This is a genomic window from Streptomyces cavernicola, from assembly GCF_029968035.1.
Lineage (GTDB): Bacteria > Actinomycetota > Actinomycetes > Streptomycetales > Streptomycetaceae > Streptomyces > Streptomyces cavernicola.
In genome coordinates this window covers 71765-93960 of sequence record NZ_JASCIQ010000028.1, presented here as the reverse complement: position 1 = coordinate 93960, position 22196 = coordinate 71765, and the positions used below count along the sequence as shown (strand labels likewise).

The 22196-nt window shown below is 71.9% G+C and carries 16 protein-coding genes and 2 pseudogenes; 7 read left to right on the top strand and 11 right to left on the bottom strand.

All coding sequences use genetic code 11. The annotated features are described in order from the left end of the window. Positions 1-111: 111 nt before the first annotated feature. Both QIS96_RS24880 and QIS96_RS24875 read right to left on the bottom strand, forming a co-directional pair. Positions 112-684 (bottom strand): GNAT family N-acetyltransferase, encoded by a 573-nt coding sequence (locus QIS96_RS24880; RefSeq protein ID WP_282544958.1) that lies wholly within the window; start codon positions 682-684, stop codon positions 112-114. 34 nt (positions 685-718) lie between these two features. After that, positions 719-2527, bottom strand: coding sequence for a CocE/NonD family hydrolase (locus tag QIS96_RS24875; protein ID WP_282544957.1), 1809 nt, complete (start codon positions 2525-2527; stop codon positions 719-721). A gap of 210 nt (positions 2528-2737) precedes the next feature. Here QIS96_RS24875 and QIS96_RS24870 point away from each other — a divergent pair, with 210 nt between their 5' ends. Further along, entirely contained in the window at positions 2738-3256 is a 519-nt protein-coding gene (locus QIS96_RS24870) for a hypothetical protein (protein WP_282544956.1), read from the top strand. Between the two features lie 9 nt (positions 3257-3265). On the opposite strand, the gene QIS96_RS24865 is transcribed toward QIS96_RS24870, so the two are convergent. The 5 genes from QIS96_RS24865 to QIS96_RS24845 form a co-directional block, all read right to left on the bottom strand. Next, positions 3266-4261 carry an aminoglycoside phosphotransferase family protein gene (locus tag QIS96_RS24865; protein ID WP_282544955.1) on the bottom strand — a complete coding sequence of 332 codons (996 nt, stop codon included), beginning with the start codon at positions 4259-4261 and terminating at the stop codon, positions 3266-3268. A 62-nt stretch (positions 4262-4323) separates the two neighbouring features. Then, complete coding sequence (locus tag QIS96_RS24860; protein WP_282544954.1) at positions 4324-5277, bottom strand: S66 peptidase family protein; 954 nt, start codon at positions 5275-5277, stop codon at positions 4324-4326. Continuing rightward, on the bottom strand, positions 5274-7304 hold the full coding sequence (locus QIS96_RS24855) for a S9 family peptidase (RefSeq protein ID WP_282544953.1): 2031 nt from the start codon (positions 7302-7304) through the stop codon (positions 5274-5276). The genes QIS96_RS24860 and QIS96_RS24855 overlap by 4 nt, the downstream gene beginning before the upstream one ends. A gap of 271 nt (positions 7305-7575) precedes the next feature. Continuing rightward, positions 7576-8913, bottom strand: a complete 1338-nt coding sequence (locus QIS96_RS24850) for a M20/M25/M40 family metallo-hydrolase (protein ID WP_282544952.1) — start codon at positions 8911-8913, stop codon at positions 7576-7578. Then, entirely contained in the window at positions 8906-9748 is an 843-nt protein-coding gene (locus QIS96_RS24845; RefSeq protein ID WP_282544951.1) for a M55 family metallopeptidase, read from the bottom strand. Before QIS96_RS24845 ends, QIS96_RS24850 begins: the two co-directional genes overlap by 8 nt. A 145-nt stretch (positions 9749-9893) precedes the next feature. Between QIS96_RS24845 and QIS96_RS24840 the strand changes: the two genes are divergently transcribed. Next, positions 9894-10379, top strand: coding sequence for a GreA/GreB family elongation factor (locus tag QIS96_RS24840; protein ID WP_282544950.1), 486 nt, complete (start codon positions 9894-9896; stop codon positions 10377-10379). A gap of 235 nt (positions 10380-10614) precedes the next feature. Here QIS96_RS24840 and QIS96_RS24835 read toward each other — a convergent pair whose 3' ends face one another. Beyond that, complete coding sequence (locus QIS96_RS24835; RefSeq protein WP_408907247.1) at positions 10615-13089, bottom strand: ATP-dependent Clp protease ATP-binding subunit; 2475 nt, start codon at positions 13087-13089, stop codon at positions 10615-10617. 258 nt (positions 13090-13347) lie between these two features. On the opposite strand from QIS96_RS24835, the gene QIS96_RS24830 reads away from it, so the two are divergent. The 4 genes from QIS96_RS24830 to QIS96_RS24815 all read left to right on the top strand — a co-directional run bounded on the left by QIS96_RS24830 (position 13348) and on the right by QIS96_RS24815 (position 19026). Then, entirely contained in the window at positions 13348-14718 is a 1371-nt protein-coding gene (locus QIS96_RS24830; RefSeq protein WP_282544948.1) for an NAD(P)/FAD-dependent oxidoreductase, read from the top strand. A 169-nt stretch (positions 14719-14887) separates the two neighbouring features. Beyond that, complete coding sequence (locus QIS96_RS24825; protein WP_282544947.1) at positions 14888-17236, top strand: FdhF/YdeP family oxidoreductase; 2349 nt, start codon at positions 14888-14890, stop codon at positions 17234-17236. Then, a complete protein-coding gene (gene fdhD, locus QIS96_RS24820; protein WP_282544946.1) occupies positions 17236-18075 on the top strand; it encodes a formate dehydrogenase accessory sulfurtransferase FdhD in 840 nt (279 codons plus the stop codon). Before QIS96_RS24825 ends, fdhD begins: the two co-directional genes overlap by 1 nt. Before the next feature lie 18 nt (positions 18076-18093). After that, a complete protein-coding gene (locus QIS96_RS24815; protein ID WP_282544945.1) occupies positions 18094-19026 on the top strand; it encodes a LysR family transcriptional regulator in 933 nt (310 codons plus the stop codon). On the opposite strand, the gene QIS96_RS24810 is transcribed toward QIS96_RS24815, so the two are convergent. Next, positions 19023-19955, bottom strand: a complete 933-nt coding sequence (locus tag QIS96_RS24810; RefSeq protein WP_282544944.1) for a LysR family transcriptional regulator — start codon at positions 19953-19955, stop codon at positions 19023-19025. The two genes, QIS96_RS24815 and QIS96_RS24810, sit on opposite strands and share 4 nt — an antisense overlap. Positions 19956-20088: 133 nt before the next feature. Here QIS96_RS24810 and QIS96_RS24805 point away from each other — a divergent pair. Further along, positions 20089-21084 (top strand): annotated as a pseudogene (locus tag QIS96_RS24805) (cation diffusion facilitator family transporter). A 78-nt stretch (positions 21085-21162) separates the two neighbouring features. Here QIS96_RS24805 and QIS96_RS24800 read toward each other — a convergent pair. Together QIS96_RS24800 and QIS96_RS24795 are read right to left on the bottom strand one after the other, a co-directional pair. Further along, positions 21163-21321, bottom strand: a pseudogene (locus tag QIS96_RS24800) (DUF1345 domain-containing protein); the annotation flags it as partial. A gap of 385 nt (positions 21322-21706) precedes the next feature. Further along, complete coding sequence (locus QIS96_RS24795; protein ID WP_408907248.1) at positions 21707-22099, bottom strand: hypothetical protein; 393 nt, start codon at positions 22097-22099, stop codon at positions 21707-21709. Between the last annotated feature and the right edge of the window lie 97 nt (positions 22100-22196).

Genomic DNA, 22196 nt, shown 5'->3' with positions numbered 1-22196 from the left:
AGGGCGGCAGCGGTCACCCTCAGGCACGGCCGTACGAAGGCGGCGCCGCCGCCACACCTCACGCCGCCGCCACACCTCACGCCTCCGCGGGCGTGACCGGGCGCGGGCGGGCTACCCCGGCGCACCCTTCCGTTCCCGGCCCTGGAGCATCTCCCGGGTGAGCGCCCAGCGTTCGTGGTCGCGCCAGGCCCCGTCGACGTACAGGAAGTCCGGCGAGAAGCCCTCCAGGCGGAAGCCGTTGGCGCGGGCCAGGGCGATCGAGGCGTGGTTGGCGGGCTGGACGTTGATCTCCAGGCGGTGCAGGCCCATGCCGGGGCCGAGGGCGTGCCGGACGACCAGGCCGAGGCCCTCGGACATGAGACCGCGGCCGGCCGCGTGCGCGAACGCCCCGTAGCCGAGCGCGCCGTTGCGGAAGGCGCCCTGGACGATGTTGTTGACGTTGACGAACCCCGCCAGCTTCCCGGAGTCCCGCTCGCAGACCAGGAACCCGGCACGTGCGGGCTCGCCGACGAGGCGGCTCGCGTAGGCCGTGAACTCCTCGGCGGTGAGCGGGAGGGCGAGCCAGGGGTGGTGCAGCTCGCGGCTCTGCCGGGCGAGCGTGGTGAAGGCCTCACCGTCGACGAGGGTGAGGGGGCGGATGCCCACGCGCGGGCCGTGGGCGAGGTAGCGGGAACTCTCAGCCATCCCGGCAGCGTACGGCGTCCGCCCGGCCCCACGGTCACTCGACGACCGGCAGCTGCAGCACCCCCGTGTCCGACGGCTCGTGCGTGACCGTCACCGGCTTCACGCCCCGGTTCCCGTAGTACGCGTCGTCGCTCGCGGCGATCACGAACTGCAGGCGGTGGCCCTTCTCGTAGCGGTGCACGATGCCCGGCAGGGTCACGGTGAACTCGCGGGTCACATCAGGCACGCGCGCGGGCGCGACCAGACGGTGCACCAGGGTCTTCGTGCCGTCCGGCGCCACGTCGTACAGCTTCGCGAAGAGCACCAGCTGGTCCGCCGCGTCCCCGGAGTTCTGCACGCGCTCGGCCTTCGGCGAGACGACCTTGAGGGTGGCCTTCGGGGCGCCGACGACGTCCGTGGCCTCGGTGAGCGGCTCGCTGGTCCAGCCGAGATACGTGCCCTCGGTGTCGCGCGGGGCCGGGTCGCCGAGGCCGATGATCCCGGCGAGGGAGCTCTCCGAATGGCTGGTGGGGATCAGCCAGTTGCGGTACTCGCGGCTGCCGCGCGCCACCTTCGCCCGGTCGTCGACGAGCTTGCCGTCCCCGGACAGGTACAGCTTCTGCGACAGCGCGGGCAGCCGCTGCGCCGTGGCGTACGCGTCGGGGCCGGGCTTCCAGTCCCGGTAGTAGGCCAAGTCGGGGCCGGTGTCCACGTCTCCCTTCTTCTGCAGGTAGCGGTCGAACCAGGCGAGGATGCGCTTGCCGACGTACGAGGTCTCCAAGTTGCCCTCGCCCAGGTTCAGTTCGCCCGACGCGGGGTCCGTCATGCCGCCGCTGTGGCCCCAGGACTGCCAGACCATCTTGGCCTCGGTGCCCTGCTTCTTGAGCGTCTCGTACGTGGCCGTGGCCTCGTTGAGGTTGAACAGGGTGTCGGCCTGCCCCTGCACGAGGAGCGTCGGCGCCTTCACCCGGTCCAGGTACGAGACGGGCGAGACGCCGCGGGCGTACGCCAGCATCTCGGCGGTGCGGTCCGCGGGGTACCGCTTCTGGTCGAGCAGCCGCTTCGTCTCGCACGCCCCGGCGACGAAGTGCAGGCAGCCGGAGTCGCCGAGCCGGGACGGGTCGAGGCTCGGGTGGAGCAGGCCCTGCGCCTCACCGATGAGGAAGAAGCCGTTCGTCCACTGGTGCTTGTACGCGCCCGGGGTGTCGGACGAGACCCCGCCCAACTCCCCTGACTGTGCTGTGTTGTTGGGGTCGAGAGAGTACGCGAGGTCGTTCCAGGTGATCAGCGGCACGAGGGCGTCGACCCGCTGGTCCTGCGCGGCCGTGGCCAGCTGGATGGCGCCGCCGTACGAGCCGCCGATCATGCCGACGCGCGGGTCGCCGGCCTTGTCCGTGCTGACGAAGTTCGCCTTCGTGCCGTTGTCCGCGGCGCGCGTCCCGGCGAGGAAGTCCACCAGGTGCGAGGCGGCGCGGCCGTCGAACTCCGGGGCGTCGAGGGAGATCGGGCAGCCGCTCTTGCCGAAGCCGAGCCCGGAGTAGGCGAGCGCCACATAGCCGCGCTCGGCGAAGGCCTTGGCGGTGGCGTCGGTGGACCCGTCGGCCTTGCTGCCGCCGAAGCCGTTGGTGGTGAGGACGGCGGGCGCCTTGTGGTCCTTGTCGACTGTGGTCGGCCGGTAGAGGTCGGCGTCCACGGTGCAGGTGCGGCCGCCCGCGTCGACGCTGAACTTCAGCGGAATGACGGTGAACTCCCCGCCATTCGCGCCCTGTTGGGCCTTCACCGCGGCGTCCGCGGCGTGTGCGGGACCGGCGAGTACGAGAGGCGCGGCGACGGCGGCCGCGGCGATGCCGACAGAGAGAGCCAAGGGGCTACGGGAACGGGACAACGCACGACCTCCACACTGAGGAGCGAAATTACCGCCGGGTAAGCCGGGGCCGCGCTCATGCTGTGACACGTGTCATGAGGGCGTCAACGGGCGTGCACGGTGCGGGTTGACGGAGATTCAGTGAAGGGCCGGGCGTACGGGCCCCCGGGCGGGCGAGGCCCACCGGGCGTGCTGGTTAGGGTGCTTGGCATGTTCGTGCCTTCCAGGGCCCTGAACGGCAACCGCCGCCACCGTCTCGTCACGGGAGTGCTCCTCACACTCCTCACGCTGGTGATCGCCGTGGGGCTGACCGCCACGGCCGTGAGCGTGGCCGCGGACACCTGGTCGCTCATCGGCTTCGGCTCGGCGGCGCTCTCCGTCTACACGGTCGTGTGGTGGTCGGTGCGCTACACGTACGCGGCGTTCAGCGAGGGCCGCCCGTCCCGGACCGTGGCCGAGCCGCACCCGTGGCCCTGGCTGCTTCCGATGCTCGTGATCTGCGTGGCCTTCACCGTCCTGGGCGTCGGCTCCGTGCAGGCCGGGAAGACGCCCGCGGCGGTCTTCAGCTTCGTCCTCGCCGCACTGATGCTGCTGCCGGGCGCCATCGTCGTCGTGACGCTGATCAACCGGCGCGAGCGGCAGGCCCGGGAGGAGGAGGCCGCCGCCCGTGCGCGGGCGGCGGCGCAGGAGGCGCGGCAACCGTTCCGGGCCTGGGGCTCGATCGACTGAGGGCCCGGCTCAGGTGGTTCGTTCCCCGAGCACCGCCCGGATCACATGCCGGGCGTTGCGGGCCATCGCCGGGTTGGTCGTCCGGTGGTACGGCAGGGCGATCAGCGCCTGGGAGAGGGTGCGGGCCCGTCCGCGGATCCAGGTCGCGTCGTCCACGTCGAGGGCCGCGCGGAACACCTCGCGCGCCTCGGCAGGCAGCAGGTTCCACGCCGGGAACAGGTCGCAGGCGGGGTCGCCCACGCCCATACACCCGAAGTCGATGACCCCGGCCAGGCCGCCGCGATCACCGCCGGCCACGAGGAGGTTGCCCGGCATGAGGTCGCCGTGCAGCCAGACCGGCGGACCGTCCCAGACCGGGGCGCGCAGGGCCTCCTCCCATACGGCGAGCACGGCGTCGCAGTCGACGCCCTCCTGCGGGATGCCGCGCAGCTCCTCGATCGCCGCCCGCGTCCCCACGTCGAGCGAGGCGAGCGGGCCGCCCCGGTGGGCCTGCGGCGCCCCGGTCAGAGTGATGCTCCGCATCGCGGCCACGAACCGGGCCAGATCCTCGGCGAGCCGCACCGGCTCGCGCAACGCGCCCGCCTCGGGGTTCGCCCCGGCCAGCCACCGGCACACCGACCAGGGCCACGGATAGCCGTCGGCGGGCCCACCCGTCGCGAGCAACTCCGTGACGGGGAGCGGAAGTCGGGGCGCGATGCGGGGCAGCCAGGTCCGTTCGAGGAGCACGTCGCCGGCTCCGCCGCGCCCCAGCGGCAGCCGTACGGCCAGGTCCTCGCCCAGCCGGTACATCGCGTTGACAGTTCCGCCGGACGGGAACCGCTCGACCGGCAGCCCGGCCCACTGCGGAAACTGCCCGGCGATCAGCCGCCGTACGAGCGCGTCGTCGATGGGGTGCGCCTGTGGGTGCGCCTGCGGGTGCGTTTCCGGTGGTGAGTCGAGGTGGGTGCCCGCGGGCGAGTCGAGGTGGGTGCCCGCGGGCGGGTCGGGGTGCGCGTCGGGGTGCATGTCGGCCCAGCTTTCCCGACCCGCGCCCCGCCCGCCACCGGGTTTCGGGCCCGTCTGCAGGGCTACGCCAACGCCGGTTCCGTGAGCCGCAGTCGGCCCGCGTCCGCGTCCAGCTCCGCCCGTACGCCGAGGGGGACGGTCAGCGCGCCCGCGCAGTGGCCGAAGCCGAAGCGCTCCACCACCGGGACGCCGAGCGGGCCGAGCCGGTCCGCGAGCACGGCGCGCACCTCCTCGTACGGGCCGCACTCCTCCCAGGAGCCGAGGAGCACGCCCGCGACGCCGTCGAGCCGCCCGGAGCGCAGGAGTTGGGTGAGCATCCGGTCCACGCGGTACGGCTCCTCGCCTATGTCCTCGATGCACAGCAGGCCGCCGCGGAGCGAGGCGCGGCCGGTCGGCGTGGCCAGGTCGGCGGCGACGAGGCAGAGGCAGCCGCCGAGGGTGACGCCGCTCGCGCGCCCGGGGACGAGCGGGGCCACACCGGGCAGGCCGTCGATCGTGAGCGTCGACTCGGGTGCGAACAGCGTGGCCTTGAGGTGGTCCCTCGCCCGCTCCGTTTCCAGGAAGTCCGCGGCGGCGACCATCGGGCCGTGCAGGGTGGCGAGGCCGAGGTGCAGGGCGAACGCCTCGTGCAGAGTGGTGATGTCGCTGTAGCCGACGAACACCTTGGGCCCGGCGGCGCGCAGCGCGTCCCAGTCGAGCAGGTCCACCATGCGCTGGACGCCGTAGCCGCCGCGGGCACACAGCACCGCCGCGACGGAGGGGTCGCACCAGGCCTGCCGCAGGTCGTCGGCGCGCTCCCGGTCGGCGGCCGCGAGGTAGTCCAACCGGCCATGTGCGGTGAGCACATGTGGTGCCACCACAGGGTCGAGGCCCCAGCCGCGCAGGATGTCGAGCCCGGCCGTGAGGCGCTTCTTCGGCACGGGGCCGCTGGGTGCGACGACGGCCACCCGGTCGCCGGGGACGAGGCGCCGGGGCCGGGTGAGCGCGGGGACCGGCGCCCCGGCTGTCGCCGTCATCGCTCCAGCTCCAGCTCGGGCACCCCGGCGGCCGGCTGGAAGCCGAACACCTGGGCGTACAGGGAGAGTTCGGCCTCCACGGCGCGGATCATGGTGTCCGCGCGCCGGAAGCCGTGGCTCTCGCCCTCGAAGGCGAGGTAGGCGTGCGGCACGCCGCGGCCCTTCATCAGCTCCAGGAACCGTTCGCACTGCGCGGGCGGGCAGATCACGTCGTCCAGGCCCTGGAGCAGCAGGAACGGTGCGGTGACGCGGTCGGCGTTGCGGACCGGGGAGCGGTCGCGGTAGCGGGCGGGGACCTCGGCGAGGGGTCCGACGAGGGACTCCAGGTAGCGGGACTCGAAGTCGTGGGTCTCGCCGGTCGCGAACGCGGTGAGGTCGAGGATCGGGTACTTGACGGTGCCGCAGGCGTAGACGTCGGTGGTGGCGAGGGAGGCCGCCGCGGTCCAGCCGCCCGCGCTGCCGCCGCGGATCGCGAGGCGTGCGGGGTCGGCGGCCCCTTCGGCGGCGAGCGCACGGGCGACGGCCGCGCAGTCCTCGACGTCCACGACGCCCCACTGCTCGCGCAGCCGGTCGCGGTACTCCCTGCCGTAGCCGCTGGACCCGCCGTAGTTGACCTCGGCGACGCCGATGCCGCGCGAGGTGAAGTAGGCGATCTCCAGGTCGAGTACGAGCGGCGCGTGGTCGGTGGGGCCGCCATGTGCCCACACCACATAGGGCGGGAGTTCGCCGTCGGGGGCGCGGTGGCCGGGGTTGTGTGGCGGGTACACATGTGCGTGCACCACACGGCCGTCGGGTCCCGCGAAGGTGCGGATCTGCGGGTCCGGGTAGTACGCGGGGTCGGCGGGGTCCGTGTGCGGATTGCCGATGACGCGGGCGCGGCCGCCGGCGGTGCACAGTTCGACGACCTCGTGGGCGGTGTGCGGTCCCGCGCCGATGCCGACGACGCGGGTGCCGCTCGCGTCGAGGGACGGCCACCACTCGGTCCAGGGTCCGGCGGCGTCGACGAGCTCGCCGGTCTCGGGGTCGAGGATGCCGAGGGCGGTGGCGCCCTTGCCGTGGACGACGGCGATCAGTCCGCTGGCGAGCGGGGCGAACCAGCGCAGGCCCACCTTCCACAGCGGCCCGGCGAACTCCTCGTCGCGACGGCAGAGTTGGACGGCTTCGGGCTTCGGCTCCCCCGCTCCCGGCCCTCCGGGTCGCGGCACGGTCGTCCGGTACAGGTTCCACCAGCCGCTGCGGTCCGAGGCGAACAGCAGCGTGCCGTCCGCGGCCCACTCGGCCTGTGCGATCGCCTCGTCGAGACCGCCCGCGACGGTCCGTACGCCGTACGGCACGCCGTCCGCATCGAGTTCGGCGACGCGGAGTTCCGTGCCGTCCCACGGCATCCGCGGATGGTCCCAGGCGAGCCACGCCATGCGGCGGCCGTCGGCGGTGAGGCGGGGCCCGGTGACGAACCGGTGTGCGCCGTCGGTGAGTTCACGCACCCGCGTGCGGTCCTCGGCGGCCGAGCCGTCGAGCGGCACGGCGGCGATGACGCGGCGCACGTCGCTCGGCCCGTCGCCGGTGAACTCCTCCAGTACGCACCAGACTTCGCCCCGGTCGAGAAGCAACTGCGGGTCGGCCCAGCGCAGTCCGCCGCCGACGGCCGAGGTGGGTGTGAGGGGGCGGGGGGCGGCGCCGGGCAGGTCGGGCTCGTGGGCGTAGAGGCGCTGGTCGGTGAAGTTCACGAAGACGAGCAGGGGGCGGCCGTGCGGGCCAGTCGCCGTCGCGGCCCAGGGGACTCCGCCGTACTCGACGACGCGGCTGCGTACGTTCCACGGGGCGGGGAGCAGGGACTCCTCTTCGCCGTCGGGGCGGCTGCGGACGAGGGCGCGGCGGCCGGCCTCGCTGGGGCGGGGGGCGGTCCACCAGACCTCGTCGCCGACGAAGCGGGCGTATTCGGGGCGGCCGTCGTGCGCGGCGGCGAGTTCGGCATCTACGGGCGATGCCCATGCCCCGTACGGCGCGGTGTTGATCATGTCCCCCATACCTTCTCCTGGTCGTGTGTGTGTTTTCCCCACCCCGCCCCTTCCCGAAAGACTGCCGTCCGCTCCTGGGGCCAGCCCCCAGACCCCCGCTGCTCAAACGCCGCAGGGGCTGGATTTGGGCGGCGATACGGGCCCCGACAGGGGCGCGGGGAACTGCGCGACCAGCCACGACGGCGCAGCAGACGAAGAACAGCCGACGGCAGTCTTTCGGGAAGGGGCGGGGTGGGGGCAAGCTCGAGGGCCTCCGAGTCGACGGTGCGGAACCGTACCCCTAAGCCGTCCGCAGGAACCGTTCAAGGACCCGCACCCCGAAGTGCAGCGCATCCACCGGCACCCGCTCGTCCACCCCGTGGAACAGCGCCTGATAGTCGAACCCGGGAGGCAACCGCAGCGGCGAGAAGCCGTACCCCGTGATGCCGAGCCGCGAGAACTGCTTGGCGTCCGTCCCCCCGGACATGCAGTACGGCACGACCCGCCCCTCGGGCGCGAACTCCTCGACGGCGGCCCGCATCCGGGCGTACGTGGGCGACTCGACCGGCGCCTGCAGGGCGACCTCGCGGTGGTCGAACTCCCACGCCACATCGGGCCCGGTCAGCTCGTCGAGCGTGGCGCGGAACTCCTCCTCGCCGCCGGGAAGAAAGCGTCCGTCGACGTAGGCGACGGCCTCGCCGGGGATGACGTTGACCTTGTAACCGGCCTGCAGCATCGTCGGGTTGGCGCTGCCGCGCACGGTCGGCTCTACCAGCTCCGCGGCCCGGCCGAGCTTGCCGAGCAGGGCGTCCACGTCGAAGTCGGGGTCGGACACGTCCACGTGCAGGCCGTGCAGGCGGGCGAGTTCGGCGAGGGCGGCGCGCACGGTCGGGGTGAGGCGCACCGGCCACTCGTGCGCGCCGATCCGGGCGACGGCCTCGGCGAGCCGGGACACGGCGTTGGCGCGGTTGACCTTCGAACCGTGCCCGGCGCGGCCCTTGGCGGTGAGCTTCAGCCAGCCGGTGCCGCGCTCCCCCGCCGCGATCGGGTAGAGCTGCAGGTCGGGCGCGGCGTGGAAGGTGAACGCGCCGGACTCGCTGATGCCTTCCGTGCAGCCGTCGAAGAGGTCGGCGTGCTGGTCGGCGAGGAAGCCTGAGCCGTCGTTCGCGCTGGCCTCCTCGTCGGCGGTGAACGCGATCACGAGGTCGCGCCGTGGCCGTACGCCCGCGCGGGCCCAGGCGCGTACGACGGCGAGGATCATCGCGTCCATGTTCTTCATGTCGACGGCGCCCCGGCCCCAGACGACCCCGTCGCGGATCTCGCCGGAGAACGGGTCGACCTGCCAGTCGGCGGCCTCGGCGGGGACGACGTCCAGGTGGCCGTGGACGAGCAGCGCGTCGGCGCCCGGGTCTGTGCCTTCGAGTCTGGCCACGACGTTGGTGCGGCCCTCGGTGCGTTCCAGGAGGGTGGGTTCGAGGCCGGCGTCCGCGAGGCGTTCGGCGGCGTACTCGGCGGCGGGCCGCTCGCGGCAGTCCCCGCCGCCCCGGTTGGTGGTGTCGATCCGGATCAACTCGCTGGTGAAGCGCACCACTTCGTCGAGCGCCTGCGCGTCGACGGTCGCGCCGGGTTCCTCAGCCATACTGCTCCTCCACTGCGGCCGAGACGATCGTGGTGACGGCCTTGAACGTGCGGATGCCCTCGTACATCGTGTCGCTGGTGTACATCACCTTGCGCTCCGCGTGCTGCCGTACGCCCGGCACGACGGTCGCGGCCATCGCGAGGTGCGCGGCGTCGAACTCGACCTCGACGGTGAACGGCCCGCCGTGGACGGGCTCGTGGCGCACCGCGAGCGCGGCCGCCTCTTTGGCCGCGGCCCGGATGTCGGCGGCGGTACGGGTCGGGGTGCGGCAGACCGCCGCGTACCGCGAGACGTGGTCCTTGACGGCGACCTTCAGTGCGCCCGGCGCGTATCCGAGGGCGTCCTCGCAGGTCAGGTCGTCGCCGGTGACGAGTACGACGGGCACGCCGAACTCGGCGACCACATGCGAGTTGAGCAGGCCCTCGCCGGCGCGCACGCCGTCGACCCAGACTCCGGTGATGGAGTTGGCGAGGTAGGTGTGCGCGAGGACGCCGTCCGCGCCCGCGCCCGTGTGGTAGCCGACGAACGCGATGCCGTCGACGGCCAGTTCGCCCTCGTGCTGCACGCCTTCGACCATGCTGAGCGCCTTGTGCCGGCCGGTGAGCATCTCGGCCCGCTCGTCGAGCTGCTCCAGGAGCAGGTTGCGCATCGTCCAGTGGGCCTCGTTGATGAGGACCTCGTCGGCGCCGCCGTCGAAGAAGCCGAGCACGGCGGCGTTCACGTCGGAGGTGAACAGCGCGCGGCAGCGTTCCCACTGCGGGGTGCCGGGCAGTACGTCGGCGGGCCAGGTGACGCCCGTGGCGCCTTCCATGTCGGCGCTGATGAGGATCTTCATACGGTCTCCCGTCGCGGTCTCCGTGGCTCCTCGCGGGCCAACCCTGTCACCTGCCGACTCGCCGTGTCGCGCACACGGCGCGACGCGCGTGTAATGGGGACTGTTGGCCTGTTTGCCCCCCACTTTCCCCATCTCAGGAGCGGCGATGACGACGGGTGACCCCGAGCCGATCAGCGACGAGGCCAGGCAAGCGATCGAGCAGGAGCTCGACGGGCTGCGCACCGAGCGCGGCCGGGTCGCCGAGTCCCTGGCGGGCGTCGGCGGCGACACCGCGGGCGATCACGCGGACCGGGCCGACGAGCTGGAGCGGGCGGAGCGGCTCGCGCACCTCGACACCCGCATCCGGGACCTCACCGTCCGCCTGCACCAGGCCGACCTGGCGGGGCCTGCGCGCACGGACCAGGTCGGCGTGGGCAGCAGTGTCGCGTTGCGCTTCGCCGACGGGAGTGAGCAGACGCTTCAGGTCGGTGAGGTCGCCGAGGCGCTCGATCCGACGCTGGTCACCGTCGACAGTCCGCTCGGCGGGGCCCTCCTCGGCCGCCGCACGGGCGACAGCGTCCACTACGACACGCCCGCGGGGCCCACGACCGCGGTGATCGTGTCCATCGGGGGCCGGGCGAAAGGCAGTTGACCTCTTCTTTCCCCTCCCCGCCCCTTCCCGCTGTGTCGATTTGCGGCTGCCGCCGCGTGGCCTGCCGGACGGGCCTCCTCAAACGCCGGAGGGGCTGAATTCGGGCGGCGCCCTACAGGGGCGCGGGGAACTGCGCGACCAGCCACGACGGCGGGAAAGCCAAAAGACAGCGGGGTCCGGGGCGCAGCCCCGAAGCTGCTGCAAGCTTTCGGGAAGGGGCGGGGAGGGGAAAAATTCAGGCGCGGCGGATCGAGCAGTGCAAGGAGTCGTCCTTGACGTCCGCAACGATCGTGTCGCCCGGATCCGCCTCCCCACCGAGCAACAACGACGCCACCCGATTGTCCAGCTCGGTCTGGATCGTGCGGCGCAGCGGCCGAGCCCCGAACTCCGGCTGGTACCCGTGCGCGACAAGGAGCTTCTTCGCCGCCTCCGTGACCTCCAGCTTCAACCCCTGTGCGCGGACGCGGTGTTCGCTGCGCCGCAGCAGATGCTCGACGATCTCGGTGAGGTCGTCCTCGGTGAGGCTGTGGAAGACGATGATGTCGTCGATCCGGTTGAGGAACTCCGGCAGGAACCGCCCCCGCAGGTCCTCCATCAGCTCGTCCTTCAGCTCCGCCGCGTCGCCCTCGTGCGCGAGAATGCGGTGCGCGCCGATGTTGGACGTCATGATGATCACGCTGTGCCGGAAGTCGACCGTCCGCCCCTGCCCGTCCGTGAGCCGGCCGTCGTCGAGGATCTGCAGGAGCGTGTTGAACACGTCCGGGTGCGCCTTCTCCACCTCGTCGAAGAGCACGACGCTGTACGGGTTGCGGCGTACCTTCTCGGTGAGCTGACCGGCCTCCTCGTACCCGACGTAGCCGGGAGGCGCGCCCACGAGCCGGGCGACGGTGTGCTTCTCCTGGAACTCGCTCATGTCGAAGCGGACCATCCGGTCCTCGTCGCCGAAGAGCAACTCGGCGAGGGTCTTGGCGAGTTCGGTCTTGCCGACGCCGGTCGGGCCGAGGAACAGGAACGAGCCGACGGGCCGGTTCGGGTCGCCCATGCCCGCGCGGTTGCGCCGTACGGCCTCGGAGACCGCCGTGACCGCCTCGTCCTGGCCGACGATGCGGGAGTGCATCTCCTCCTCCAGCTTCAGGAGCCGCTCCTTCTCGCTGGTGGTCAGCTGCGCCACGGGGATGCCGGTACGGCGGGACACGACCTCCGCGATATCGGCGGCGGTGACGGAGACGACGCCCTCGCGGCGCTCCTCGATGCCCGCCAACTCCCCCTCGACCTCGGCGATCTCCTGCTTCAACTGACCGGCCTTGTCGAAGTCCTCCGCCGCGACCGCCTGGTCCTTCTCACGTCGCAGCTTCGCGAGCCGGTCCTCGCGCGAGACGACCTCCGTGGAGCGGCCCGCGCTGCGCAGCCGCACCCGCGCACCGGCCTGGTCCATCAGGTCGATCGCCTTGTCCGGCAGGAACCGGTCGCTGACGTAGCGGTCGGAGAGCTCGGCTGCGGCCGCCAACGCCCCGTTTTCGAACCGGACTTGATGGTGTGCCTCGTACGCGTCCCGGAGGCCTTCGAGGATCTGGATCGTCTCCTCGACGGTCGGCTCGGGGATCAGGACCGGCTGGAAGCGGCGCTCCAGGGCGGCGTCCTTCTCGATGTGCTTGCGGTACTCGTCGATCGTCGTCGCGCCCACGACGTGCAACTCCCCGCGCGCCAGGGCCGGTTTGAGCATGTTGCCCGCGTCCATCGAGCCCTCGCCGGTCGCGCCCGCGCCGACGACGGTGTGCAGCTCGTCGATGAACAGGACGATGTCGCCGCCCGCCTCCTGCACGTCCTCGATGACCTTCTTCAACCGCTCCTCGAACTGGCCGCGGTACTGCGCGCCCGCCACCATGCCCGACAGGTCCAGGGACACGACCCGCTTGCCCTTCAGCGTCTCCGGGACCTCGCCCGCCACGATCCGCTGCGCCAGACCCTCCACGATCGCGGTCTTGCCGACGCCGGGTTCGCCGATCAGCACCGGGTTGTTCTTCGACCGCCGAGACAGGATCTCCACGGTCTGCTCGATCTCGTCCGCCCGCCCCACCACCGGGTCGAGCTTGCCCGCCTTCGCCTCCTCGGTCAGGTCACGGCCGTACTCGTCGAGGGTCGTGGCCGGAGGCTTCGCCGCCGCCTGCGGTCCGCCCTCCGCGCGCGCCGCCTGCTCCGCGACGCCCCGCAGTTTCTTCGCGTCCACGTCCTCGGCGCGCAGGAACCGGCCCGCGCCCGAGTCCGGGTCGTCCAGGAGCGCGCCGAGGATGTGCTCGGGGCCGATGTAGGAGACGCCCGCCTGCTGCGACAGCGCGTAGGCGCTCGCCAGGGTGCGCTTCGCGGCCGGAGTCAGGCCGGGCTCCGCCGACGGCTGGCCCGCCGCGCTCGGCAGCACCTTCGCGATCCGGCCGCCGAGGGTCTGCGGATCCACCCCGGCCTGCGCGAGGAGCGAGCGCGCCGGGTCCACCTTGGTGCAGGCCCACAGCAGGTGTTCGGTGTCCAGGTCCGAGGTGCCGTCGTCCGCCGCCCGCTGCGCCGCCTGGTTCAGGAGTTCCTGCGACGAGTCGGTGAGGAGCCGGCCGATCGGCACGCGCTGCACCGCCGGCGGCGAGGACTGCGGCGACATTCCGAAGAACCGGTTGAACATCTCGCTGAACGGGTCGGAGGGACCGAAACCGAAAGAGGACATCGACACGACAGCTCCCCATGCGTCGGGCTGCTGCAGCTCCACGTGCGTCGGACAGCCGCGACGGCCGGCAAGGGGCACAGCAACAGGGCGGTTCCTCTCACCCAAACCCCGCGCCCGTACGGCCGCAACCTGAGCATTTCCGCTGCGCCGGAGCCCGTCACGCCGCTACGGAACTGCCCGTCGCCCCCGCCGACTAGTGGCCCCCGGGCGGGCGTGGCAAGGTCGATTCCAGGCATCCGGCGACCAGGAGGAAACATCGTGGCAGTCCCCCGGATTCTGATCGTCGGCGGCGGCTTCGCAGGCATGGAGTGCGCGCACAAACTGGAGCGGATCCTGCAGCGCGGCGAGGCGCGGATCAGGATGGTCACGCCCCAGGCGCACCAGCTGTATCTGCCGCTGCTGCCCCAGGTCGCCTCCGGCGTCCTGACGACGCAGTCGGTGGCCGTGCCGCTGCGGCGCATGCTGCGGCGTACCGAGATCGTGCCGGGCGGCGCCGTCGGCGTGGACACCGCCGCGAAGGCCGTCGTCGTCCGGCTGATCAACGGCGAGACCGCGGTGGAGCGGTACGACCACCTCGTGCTGACTCCCGGCAGCGTCACCCGGCAGTTCGACATCCCGGGGCTCGACCGGCACGCGGTCGGTGTGAAGACGCTCGCGGAGGCCGCGTGGATCCGCGATCACGTGATCTCCCAGCTGGACCTGGCCGCGGCGAGCAGCGACCCCGAGGAGCGGGCGTCGCGGCTGCAGTTCGTGGTGGTGGGCGGCGGCTACGCGGGCACCGAGACCGCCGCCTGCCTGCAGCGGCTGACCTCGTCGGCCGTCAAGCGCTATCCGGGGCTCGACCCGGCCTGGATCCGGTGGCATCTCGTCGACATCGCGCCGAAGTTGATGCCGGAGCTCGGCGACCGCCTGGGCGAGAAGGCCCTCGACATCCTGCGGCGGCGCGGCATGCACGTGTCGCTCGGGGTGTCCGTGGCGAAGGCCACCGAGGACACCGTGACGCTGACCGACGGGCGCGTGCTGCCCTGCCGCACCCTGATCTGGACGGCGGGCGTCGCGGCCAGCCCGCTGGTGCAGACCCTCGACGCGGAGACCAGTCGGGGCCGGCTCGTCGTCGACGCCGATCTGACCGTGCCCGGCGTCGACGGGGTGTTCGCGCTCGGCGACGCCGCGGCCGTCCCCGACCTCGCCAAGGGCGGCGACGCGATCTGCCCGCCGACCGCGCAGCACGCGATGCGCCAGGGCTGGGCGGCCGCGAGCAATGTGGCCGCCGTGCTGCGGGGCGAGGAGCCCGCCCCGTACCGGCACAAGGACCTGGGTCTGGTCGTCGACCTCGGCGGGATGCAGGCGGTGTCGAAGCCGCTCGGCGTTCAACTCTCCGGCCTGCCCGCCCAGTTGGTGGCGCGCGGCTACCACCTGGGGGCGCTGCGCACCCTGCCCGCCCGTTTCCGTACGGGGGCGAACTGGGCCCTGAACGCGGTGGCGGGGGACGATTTCGTACGCATCGGATTCCAGGCGGGGCGGCCGGCGACGCTGCAGGACTTCGAGAAGACGGATGTGTATCTGGGGCGGGACGAGATGCGGAAGATCGTCGGCGACGAGGCGTCCGGGATCACGTCGGCGGGCTGACCTCGGCGGGCTGGTCTCGGCGGGCTGGTCTCGGCAGCTGATAAGCATCGCCTATGAGGTCATCGAAAGTCCCTCTTTGACTTGCCCTCCGAGCTGGGCGGAAGCTCTTTTCCGGCAGCGTGCGGCACGCGTCACGCATCACGCATCAGGGGAAGAGGCAGAGCGGCACATGGGCAGCATTGAGGATCCGGTCGACGACCTGGCGGTCACTCCCCCGAAGTCGTGGGCGACGGGCGTGCCGGCGGTGACGCACGCCCTGCAGTACTCGCTCGGGCAGACCTCGGTGCGGCGCACCGCGCTGACCTTGCTGAACATCAACCAGGCCAAGGGCATCGACTGTCCGGGCTGCGCCTGGCCCGAGCCGCCCGCCGGCAAGCGGCACCTGAACGAGTACTGCGAGAACGGCGCGAAGCACATCAACGACGAGGCGACCTCGCGCCGGGTCACCCGCGAGTTCTTCCGCGAGCACTCCATCGCCGAGCTCGACGGCAAGTCGGACTACTGGCTGAACCAGCAGGGCCGCCTCACCGAGCCGATGGTGAAGCGCCCCGGCGGCACGCACTACGAGCCGATCGGCTGGGACGAGGCGTTCACGCTGCTCGCCGGCGAACTCAAGGGCCTGGACTCCCCGGACGAGGCGCTGTTCTACGTGTCCGGGCGGCTGAACAACGAGGCGGCGTTCCTGCTGCAGCTGTTCGCCCGCGCGTACGGGACGAACAACCTGCCGGACTGCTCCAACATGTGCCACGAGTCGAGCGGCTCCGCACTGAACGAGACCCTCGGCATCGGCAAGGGCAGCGTCTCCCTCGACGACATCCACGAGTCCGACCTGGTGTTCGTCGTCGGCCAGAACCCGGGCACCAACCACCCGCGCATGCTGTCCGCCCTGGAGGAGACCAAGCGCAACGGCGGCCAGGTCGTGGCGGTGAACACGCTGCCCGAGGCAGGGCTCATGCGGTTCAAGAACCCGCAGAAGGCCCGCGGCGTCATCGGCCGCGGCACCGAGATAGCCGACCAGTTCCTGCACATCCGCGCCGGCGGCGACCTCGCCCTGTTCCAGGCCCTGAACCACATGCTGGTGGAGGCCGACGACACGGCCCCCGGCACGGTCCTCGACCACGCCTTCATCGACGCCCACACCTCGGGCTTCGAGGAGTTCGCCGAGCAGTCCCGCAAGGTGTCCTGGGACGACGTCCTGGCCGCGACCGGTCTGCCCCGCGAGGAGATCGACGAGCTCTTCGACCGGGTCCTCGGCGCGAAGAAGATCATCGTCTGCTGGGCGATGGGCGTGACGCAGCACAAGCACGGCGTGCCCACCATCCGCGAGATCGTCAACTTCCTCCTTGCGCGCGGCAACCTCGGCCGGCCGGGTGCGGGCGTGTGCCCCGTACGCGGACACAGCAATGTGCAGGGCGACCGCACCATGGGCGTGTGGGAGCGGATGCCGCAGCCCTTCCTCGACGCCCTGGAGCGGGAGTTCGGGTTCACGCCGCCCGCGCACCACGGCCTCGACGCGGTCGACGGGATCCGCGCCATGCACGAGGGGCGGGCCAAGGTGTTCCTCGGCGTCGCCGGGAACTTCGTCCGCGCCACACCCGACAGCGCCGTGACGGAGGAGGCGATGCGCGGCTGCCGGCTGACCGCGCACGTCTCCACGAAGCTGAACCGCTCGCACACCGTCTGCGGCGACACGGCGCTGATCCTGCCCACGCTCGGGCGCAGCGACCGTGATGTGCAGGACGGCGTCGAGCAGTTCATCACCGTCGAGGACTCGATGAGCGAGGTGCACGCCTCGCGCGGCAAGCTGCCGCCCGCCTCCCCGGAGTTGCTGAGCGAGGTCGCGATCGTCGCCCGCCTCGCCCGCGCCACGCTCGGCGACGAACCGGCCCTGCCCTGGGAGGAGTTCGAGCGGGACTACGGCACGATCCGGGATCGTATCGCGCGGGTCGTGCCCGGCTTCGAGGACTTCAACGCGCGCGTCTCGGTGCCCGGCGGGTTCACGCTGCCCAACCCGGTGAACGCGTACGAGTTCCGCACCGCCACCGGCAAGGCCCGGTTCACCTGCAACGACTTCACGATGCCGGACATCCCGCCGGGCCACCTGCTGCTGCAGACCCTGCGCTCCCACGACCAGTGGAACACCGTCTGGTACGCGCCGAACGACCGCTACCGGGGCATCCACAACGCCCGCCGCGTCGTCCTCGTCAGCCCGGACGACCTGCGCGAACTGGGCCTGACCGACCGGGAGTTGGTGGACCTGGTGACCGTGTGGCACGACGGCCGGGAGCGGCGCGCCGAGGGCTTCCGCATCGTCTCGTACCCGAGCAGCAAGGGTTCGGCCGCGGCCTACTACCCGGAGACCAACGTCCTGGTGCCGCTCGACAGCGTCGCCGACATCAGCAACTGCCCGACCTCCAAGGGTGTTCTCGTACGCCTTGAGCCCTCGCGTACGACGGAGGCGTCCGAGGCGGAGAACGGGTCCGAGGAGTCGCAGGGCGCGGCGGCGGGGAGCGTCTGATGGGACGTGTGACCGCGCGCAAGCCCGTCCTGCGCATCCGGGACGGCCGGCAGTCCACCCGGCCCGACACCCTCACCGTCGAGGAGCCGATGGAACTCCGGGTCGGCGGGCGGCCGTTGACGATCACCATGCGCACCCCGGGGCACGACTTCGACCTCGCGGCGGGCTTCCTCGTCGGCGAGGGCGTCGTCCGGCGGGCCGAGGACATCGCCGCGATCCGGTACTGCGCGGGGGCGACGGACGACGGTGGCAACACGTACAACATCGTCGACGTCGCCCTCATCCCCGGCGTGGCCCCGCCCGACGCGTCCCTGGAGCGGAACTTCTACACCACGTCGTCCTGCGGGCTCTGCGGCAAGGCCAGCCTCGACGCCGTCCGCACGCAGACGACCTGGCCGGTGGCGGACGACCCGCTGCGCGTCACGCCCGAGACCTTGAGCACGCTGCCCGATCAACTCCGGGCCGCGCAGCGGGTGTTCGACAGCACCGGCGGGCTGCACGCCGCCGCGCTGTTCACGCCCGAGGGCGAGCTGATCTGCCTGCGCGAGGACGTGGGCCGGCACAACGCCGTCGACAAGGCGATCGGGCACGCCCTGCGCGGCGGGACGCTTCCGCTGCGGGACACCGTCCTGATGGTGAGCGGCCGCGCCTCCTTCGAGCTGGTGCAGAAGGCGGTGATGGCGGGCATCCCGATGCTGGCCGCCGTCTCCGCGCCCTCGTCGCTCGCCGTCGACCTCGCCGAGGACGCGGGCCTCACCCTCGTCGGCTTTCTGCGCGGCACGTCCATGAACGTCTACAGCCGCCCCGAACGCCTCGCGCCACTTCCGGTCACCCGGTAAGTCCGGTAGACCCGAATCGTGCTCCTCCGTCAGCTCGAATACCTCGTGGTCCTGTCCCGGGAACGGCACTTCGCCCGCGCCGCCCAGGCCTGCTACGTCTCCCAGCCCGCCCTCTCCGAGGCCATCCGCAAACTGGAGGAGGACCTCGACGTCCCGCTGGTCCGGCGCGGCCGGAAGTACGAGGGCCTCACCCCGGAGGGCGAGCGCGTCGTCGCCTGGGCCCAGCGCATCCTCGCCGACCGAGACGCCATGAAGAGCGAGGTCACCGCCCTGCGCACCGGCCTCTCCGGCACCCTGCGGATCGGCTCCGTGCCCACCGCCTCCGGCGCGGTCGCCCAGCTCACCTCCCCGCTCTGCACCGCCCACCCGCTGGTCACGGTCGAGGTGACGGCCGACCTGCGGGCCGTGGACGTCGTCCGCCAGGTGCAGAACTTCGAACTCGACGCCGGCATCACGTATCTGCACCGGGAACTCCCGGACAGCGTCCGCGCGATCCCGCTGTACGAGGAGCGGTACGTGCTGCTCGCCGATGCGTCCGAGGGATTCGGGCCGTCGGCCGAGCAGACCTCGGTCGGCTGGGCGGAGGCCGCGCGGCTGCCGCTCTGCCTGCTCAACCCGGCCATGCAGGGGCGCCAGGTCCTGGACGAGGTGTTCGCCGAGGCCGGGCTCGAGGCCGCCCCGCGGGTCGAGACGGACTCGGTGGCAGCGCTGTTCGCCCACGTCAGGACCGGTCGCTGGGCCGGCGTCGTGCCGCACACCTGGCTGCACGTCTTCGGCGTGCCGCACGGCATGCGGGCCCTGCCCATGGCCGAGCCCGCGCACACGATGCCGATGGGCCTGATCGTCGCCGCCCGCGAACCCGGGTCCGTACTCGCCCGCGCCCTCACCGACGTCGCCCGCAGGACGGATGTGCGGGCGGCGTTGGAGCGGGTGCCGGACGGGTCGTACTAGGCGCTGGGCGAGAGGTGGCGGCGGAGCGTCTCGTCGAGCGCGCCGTGCAGGTCGACCTCGCGCGCCGTCTCCACCAGGGCGCGGGCCAGCATCGACTCGGGGGCCCGGTCGGCGAGGACCAGACCGACGTGGCAGGAACCGGTCGGGCGCGGCAGCGGCAGTACGCGCGTGCCGTCCGGTACGCCGTAGTTGTGCAGCCAGGCGTGGGGGATGACGCTGGACAGCCGCATGGACGTGACGTGCGCGTAGATCGCCTCGACGGTGTCGGTCTCGACGACCGGGCTGACGAGCGCCCCGGCCTCGGCGAAGCAGGCGTCGAGGATGCGGCGGTTCTGCATCACGGGCGTGAGCATGCACAGCGGTGCGAGCGCGGCCTCGGCCCAGCCGATCTCGTCCCGCCCGCCGAACCGCCCGTCGAGCGGCGTCAGGAACACGTACCGCTCCCGGTAGAGCGGCACCACGCGCACCTTGCCGAGCGGCTCCCCGTCGACGTACGTCATGCCGGCGTCGATCTCGAAGTCGTTGAGCCGGCTGACGATCTCCCGCGACGACATCGACTCAAGGGAGAACCGCACCCGCTCGTGCTTCTCCCGCAGCGGCGCGGTCAGCAGCGAGGCGATGGTGAGGGCCGTCGGCACCGCGCCGATGCGCAGCACCCCGGCGAGCCCGCCGCGCATGCTCGCGAGCGTGTGCCGCAGCGCGCCCTGCTCGGCGAGCATGCGGTGCGCCCACTGCAACACCTCCTTGCCCTCGGGCGTGAAGCCCTCGAACCGCTGGCCGCGCTGGACGATCTGCACGCCGAGTTCGGCCTCCAGCTTGCGGATGCCCGCGGAGAGCGCGGGCTGCGAGACGTGACAGACCTCTGCCGCGCGGCCGAAATGCCCTTCTCGCGACAAGGCACTCAAGTACTCCAACTGGCGCAACAGCATGCGGACATGGATACGCGAAAGAAAGCCGCAGGTAAAGGCGGTGTTCGCCGCTCGGACCCGCGAGCGGACGCAGGCCGCTCTCTCCTCGCCGCCCAGCTTGGACATTCCTCATCACCCGGGCATACTGCCGCGCATGCAGCCACAGGACGAACAGCCCTCGCCGTCGCCCTCGCCCTCGCCTGCGCTCTCGCCCGCGCCCGGGAGGGACACCGGCAGTGGGGGCGAGTCGGCGTTCACCGTCGTCGTCGCGGCCGCCGCCAACTTCGGCATCGCGCTCGCCAAGGCCGTGGCCGGGGTCATCAGCGGCTCCAGCGCCATGCTGTCCGAGGCCGGGCACTCCATCGCCGACACCGTCACCGAGCTGCTGTTGCTCACCGCCCTGCGGCGCAGCGAGAAGCCCGCCGACGAGGACCACCCGCTCGGCTACGGGCCCGCCCGTTTCCGAACACTTGCCCAGCACGCCATCCCTCAGGGTGGAGTGCTGGGCATCCCCACCTCAGCGCCCCGAAGGGCCCAGCATCACCGCTAAAGTCACTTTGTCCGACAACGGAGTTGTCGGACCTACCGCCGGGCGGGCGGGAAGTCAGGCCTGTGGAGGCCTTGTAAGACCACCCTCGGGTGGCAGGGGCCAGTGAAGCAGGAACCCAAGGGCGCAGCGCGCAGCGTTGCTGACCGGAATCGTCTGTGTTCACACAGACGAGGACGTCAAATCTGGGCACTGCTCGCCGCCGTCCCCACTTTCGTGGGCGACGGCGGCGCCGCCCTGTGCGGGCCCTCCGCGCCCTCACCACGGCAAGGCGTCGAGTGCCTCCTCATCTCGTACGTGGCGACCCTCAGGCACTCCAACACCGAGTTCCTGATCGGCCGCGCTCTGCCCCGCCCGACGCGGGACGCGCTGCGCCGGGAGCTGCTCGCCCTCGACCATGTCGAGGACGTCCTGGAGCTCACCACGCTGGCGCAGGGCCCGCACGAGATCCTGGTCGCCGCCAAGGTCGACTTCCGCGACGCCTCGACCGCCGCCGAGATCGAGGCGGCCTGCGAGGAGGCCGAGGCCCGTCTGCGCGCCCTGCTTCCGGCGGTCCGCCGGGTCTACCTCGACCCGACCCCGGGCCGCCGGGCACATCCCTAGGTCGTGTCCGTAAAGTCCCGTCGTCCGCCCGGAGGGCGGGCGGGACTTTCCGGACACGGCCTAGGGCCCCCGGGGGCCTCAGCCGGTGACGATGCCCACGACGAGGTTGATCGCCGTGGCCAGGATGCCCGTCCCGAAGACGTACGACAGGACCGAGTGCCGCAGGACGACGGCCCTGATCCCGGTCGCCGAGACGTCGGTGTCCGAGACCTGGTAGGTCACGCCGAGGTTGTAGGTCAACTACCGGGTCTTGAACGACCAGGCTTGCTGCTCGAGCCTCACTGGCTGTGAGGGGATCGGCTGCGTCCAGTACGAAGTTCCGTACAGGGGCGATTGACTGCGCCCCACTACCGCGCACCCCGGAGGGTGGCGGAGTCGCCGCGAGCCGCCTCTGGGCGACCCGAGTCTCAAGGAGCTGGTCCAAGCTGCAACCGTGTCCCCACCCACCGGCGAGTGGTTCGTGCCTTTCGCGTCTCAGCCTCCGATCGCGAGGCTACTGGACGCTGACGACCACCGCCCCGCCCAGCCGTGGAACGGCGCCCACGGACATCCCGGTACTCATGCGCCCACGCTAGGCGGGGGGGCGGCGGGTCGGCCCGGCGAGCCGGCGCGCGCTCAGGGATCAGGCGCGGTTGAGCCGGGCTGCTATCCCGTGGCCGAGCCCGAGGTAAATCACCGCCGGCAGGCCGTAATTGAGGATCACTCGCAAGCCTTCGGTGTCCATCGTGAAAATATCCTGTGCCCAACCGCCGAGCCAGTCCGCCATATCGTGCACGAACTCGACGAAGCCATTTCCTTGATTCGCCTCGAGAAGGAACAGCAGGATCCACAGACCGAGGAAGCCCGCCGCGATGTCGGCGACCGTGCAGATCGCCAGCGCCACCTTGCGACCTGTACCTTCGTTACGCACGCGGCGCTCGGGCTGCGGCGGTCCCGCAGGCCCGACGGGACCGGCGGGCGGCCCGTTGTACGTCTGGTATCCGGAAACAGGCTCGTGGCTCACTGAAAATCCGATCTGAAGTGTCGTGGCGTCGGCAGGGTTTCCGAGGGCAGCGGTAAAACGCCTTGGAAGGCACCCCCTTTTTCATGTTCTTCTGCGCCCCGGAAACACC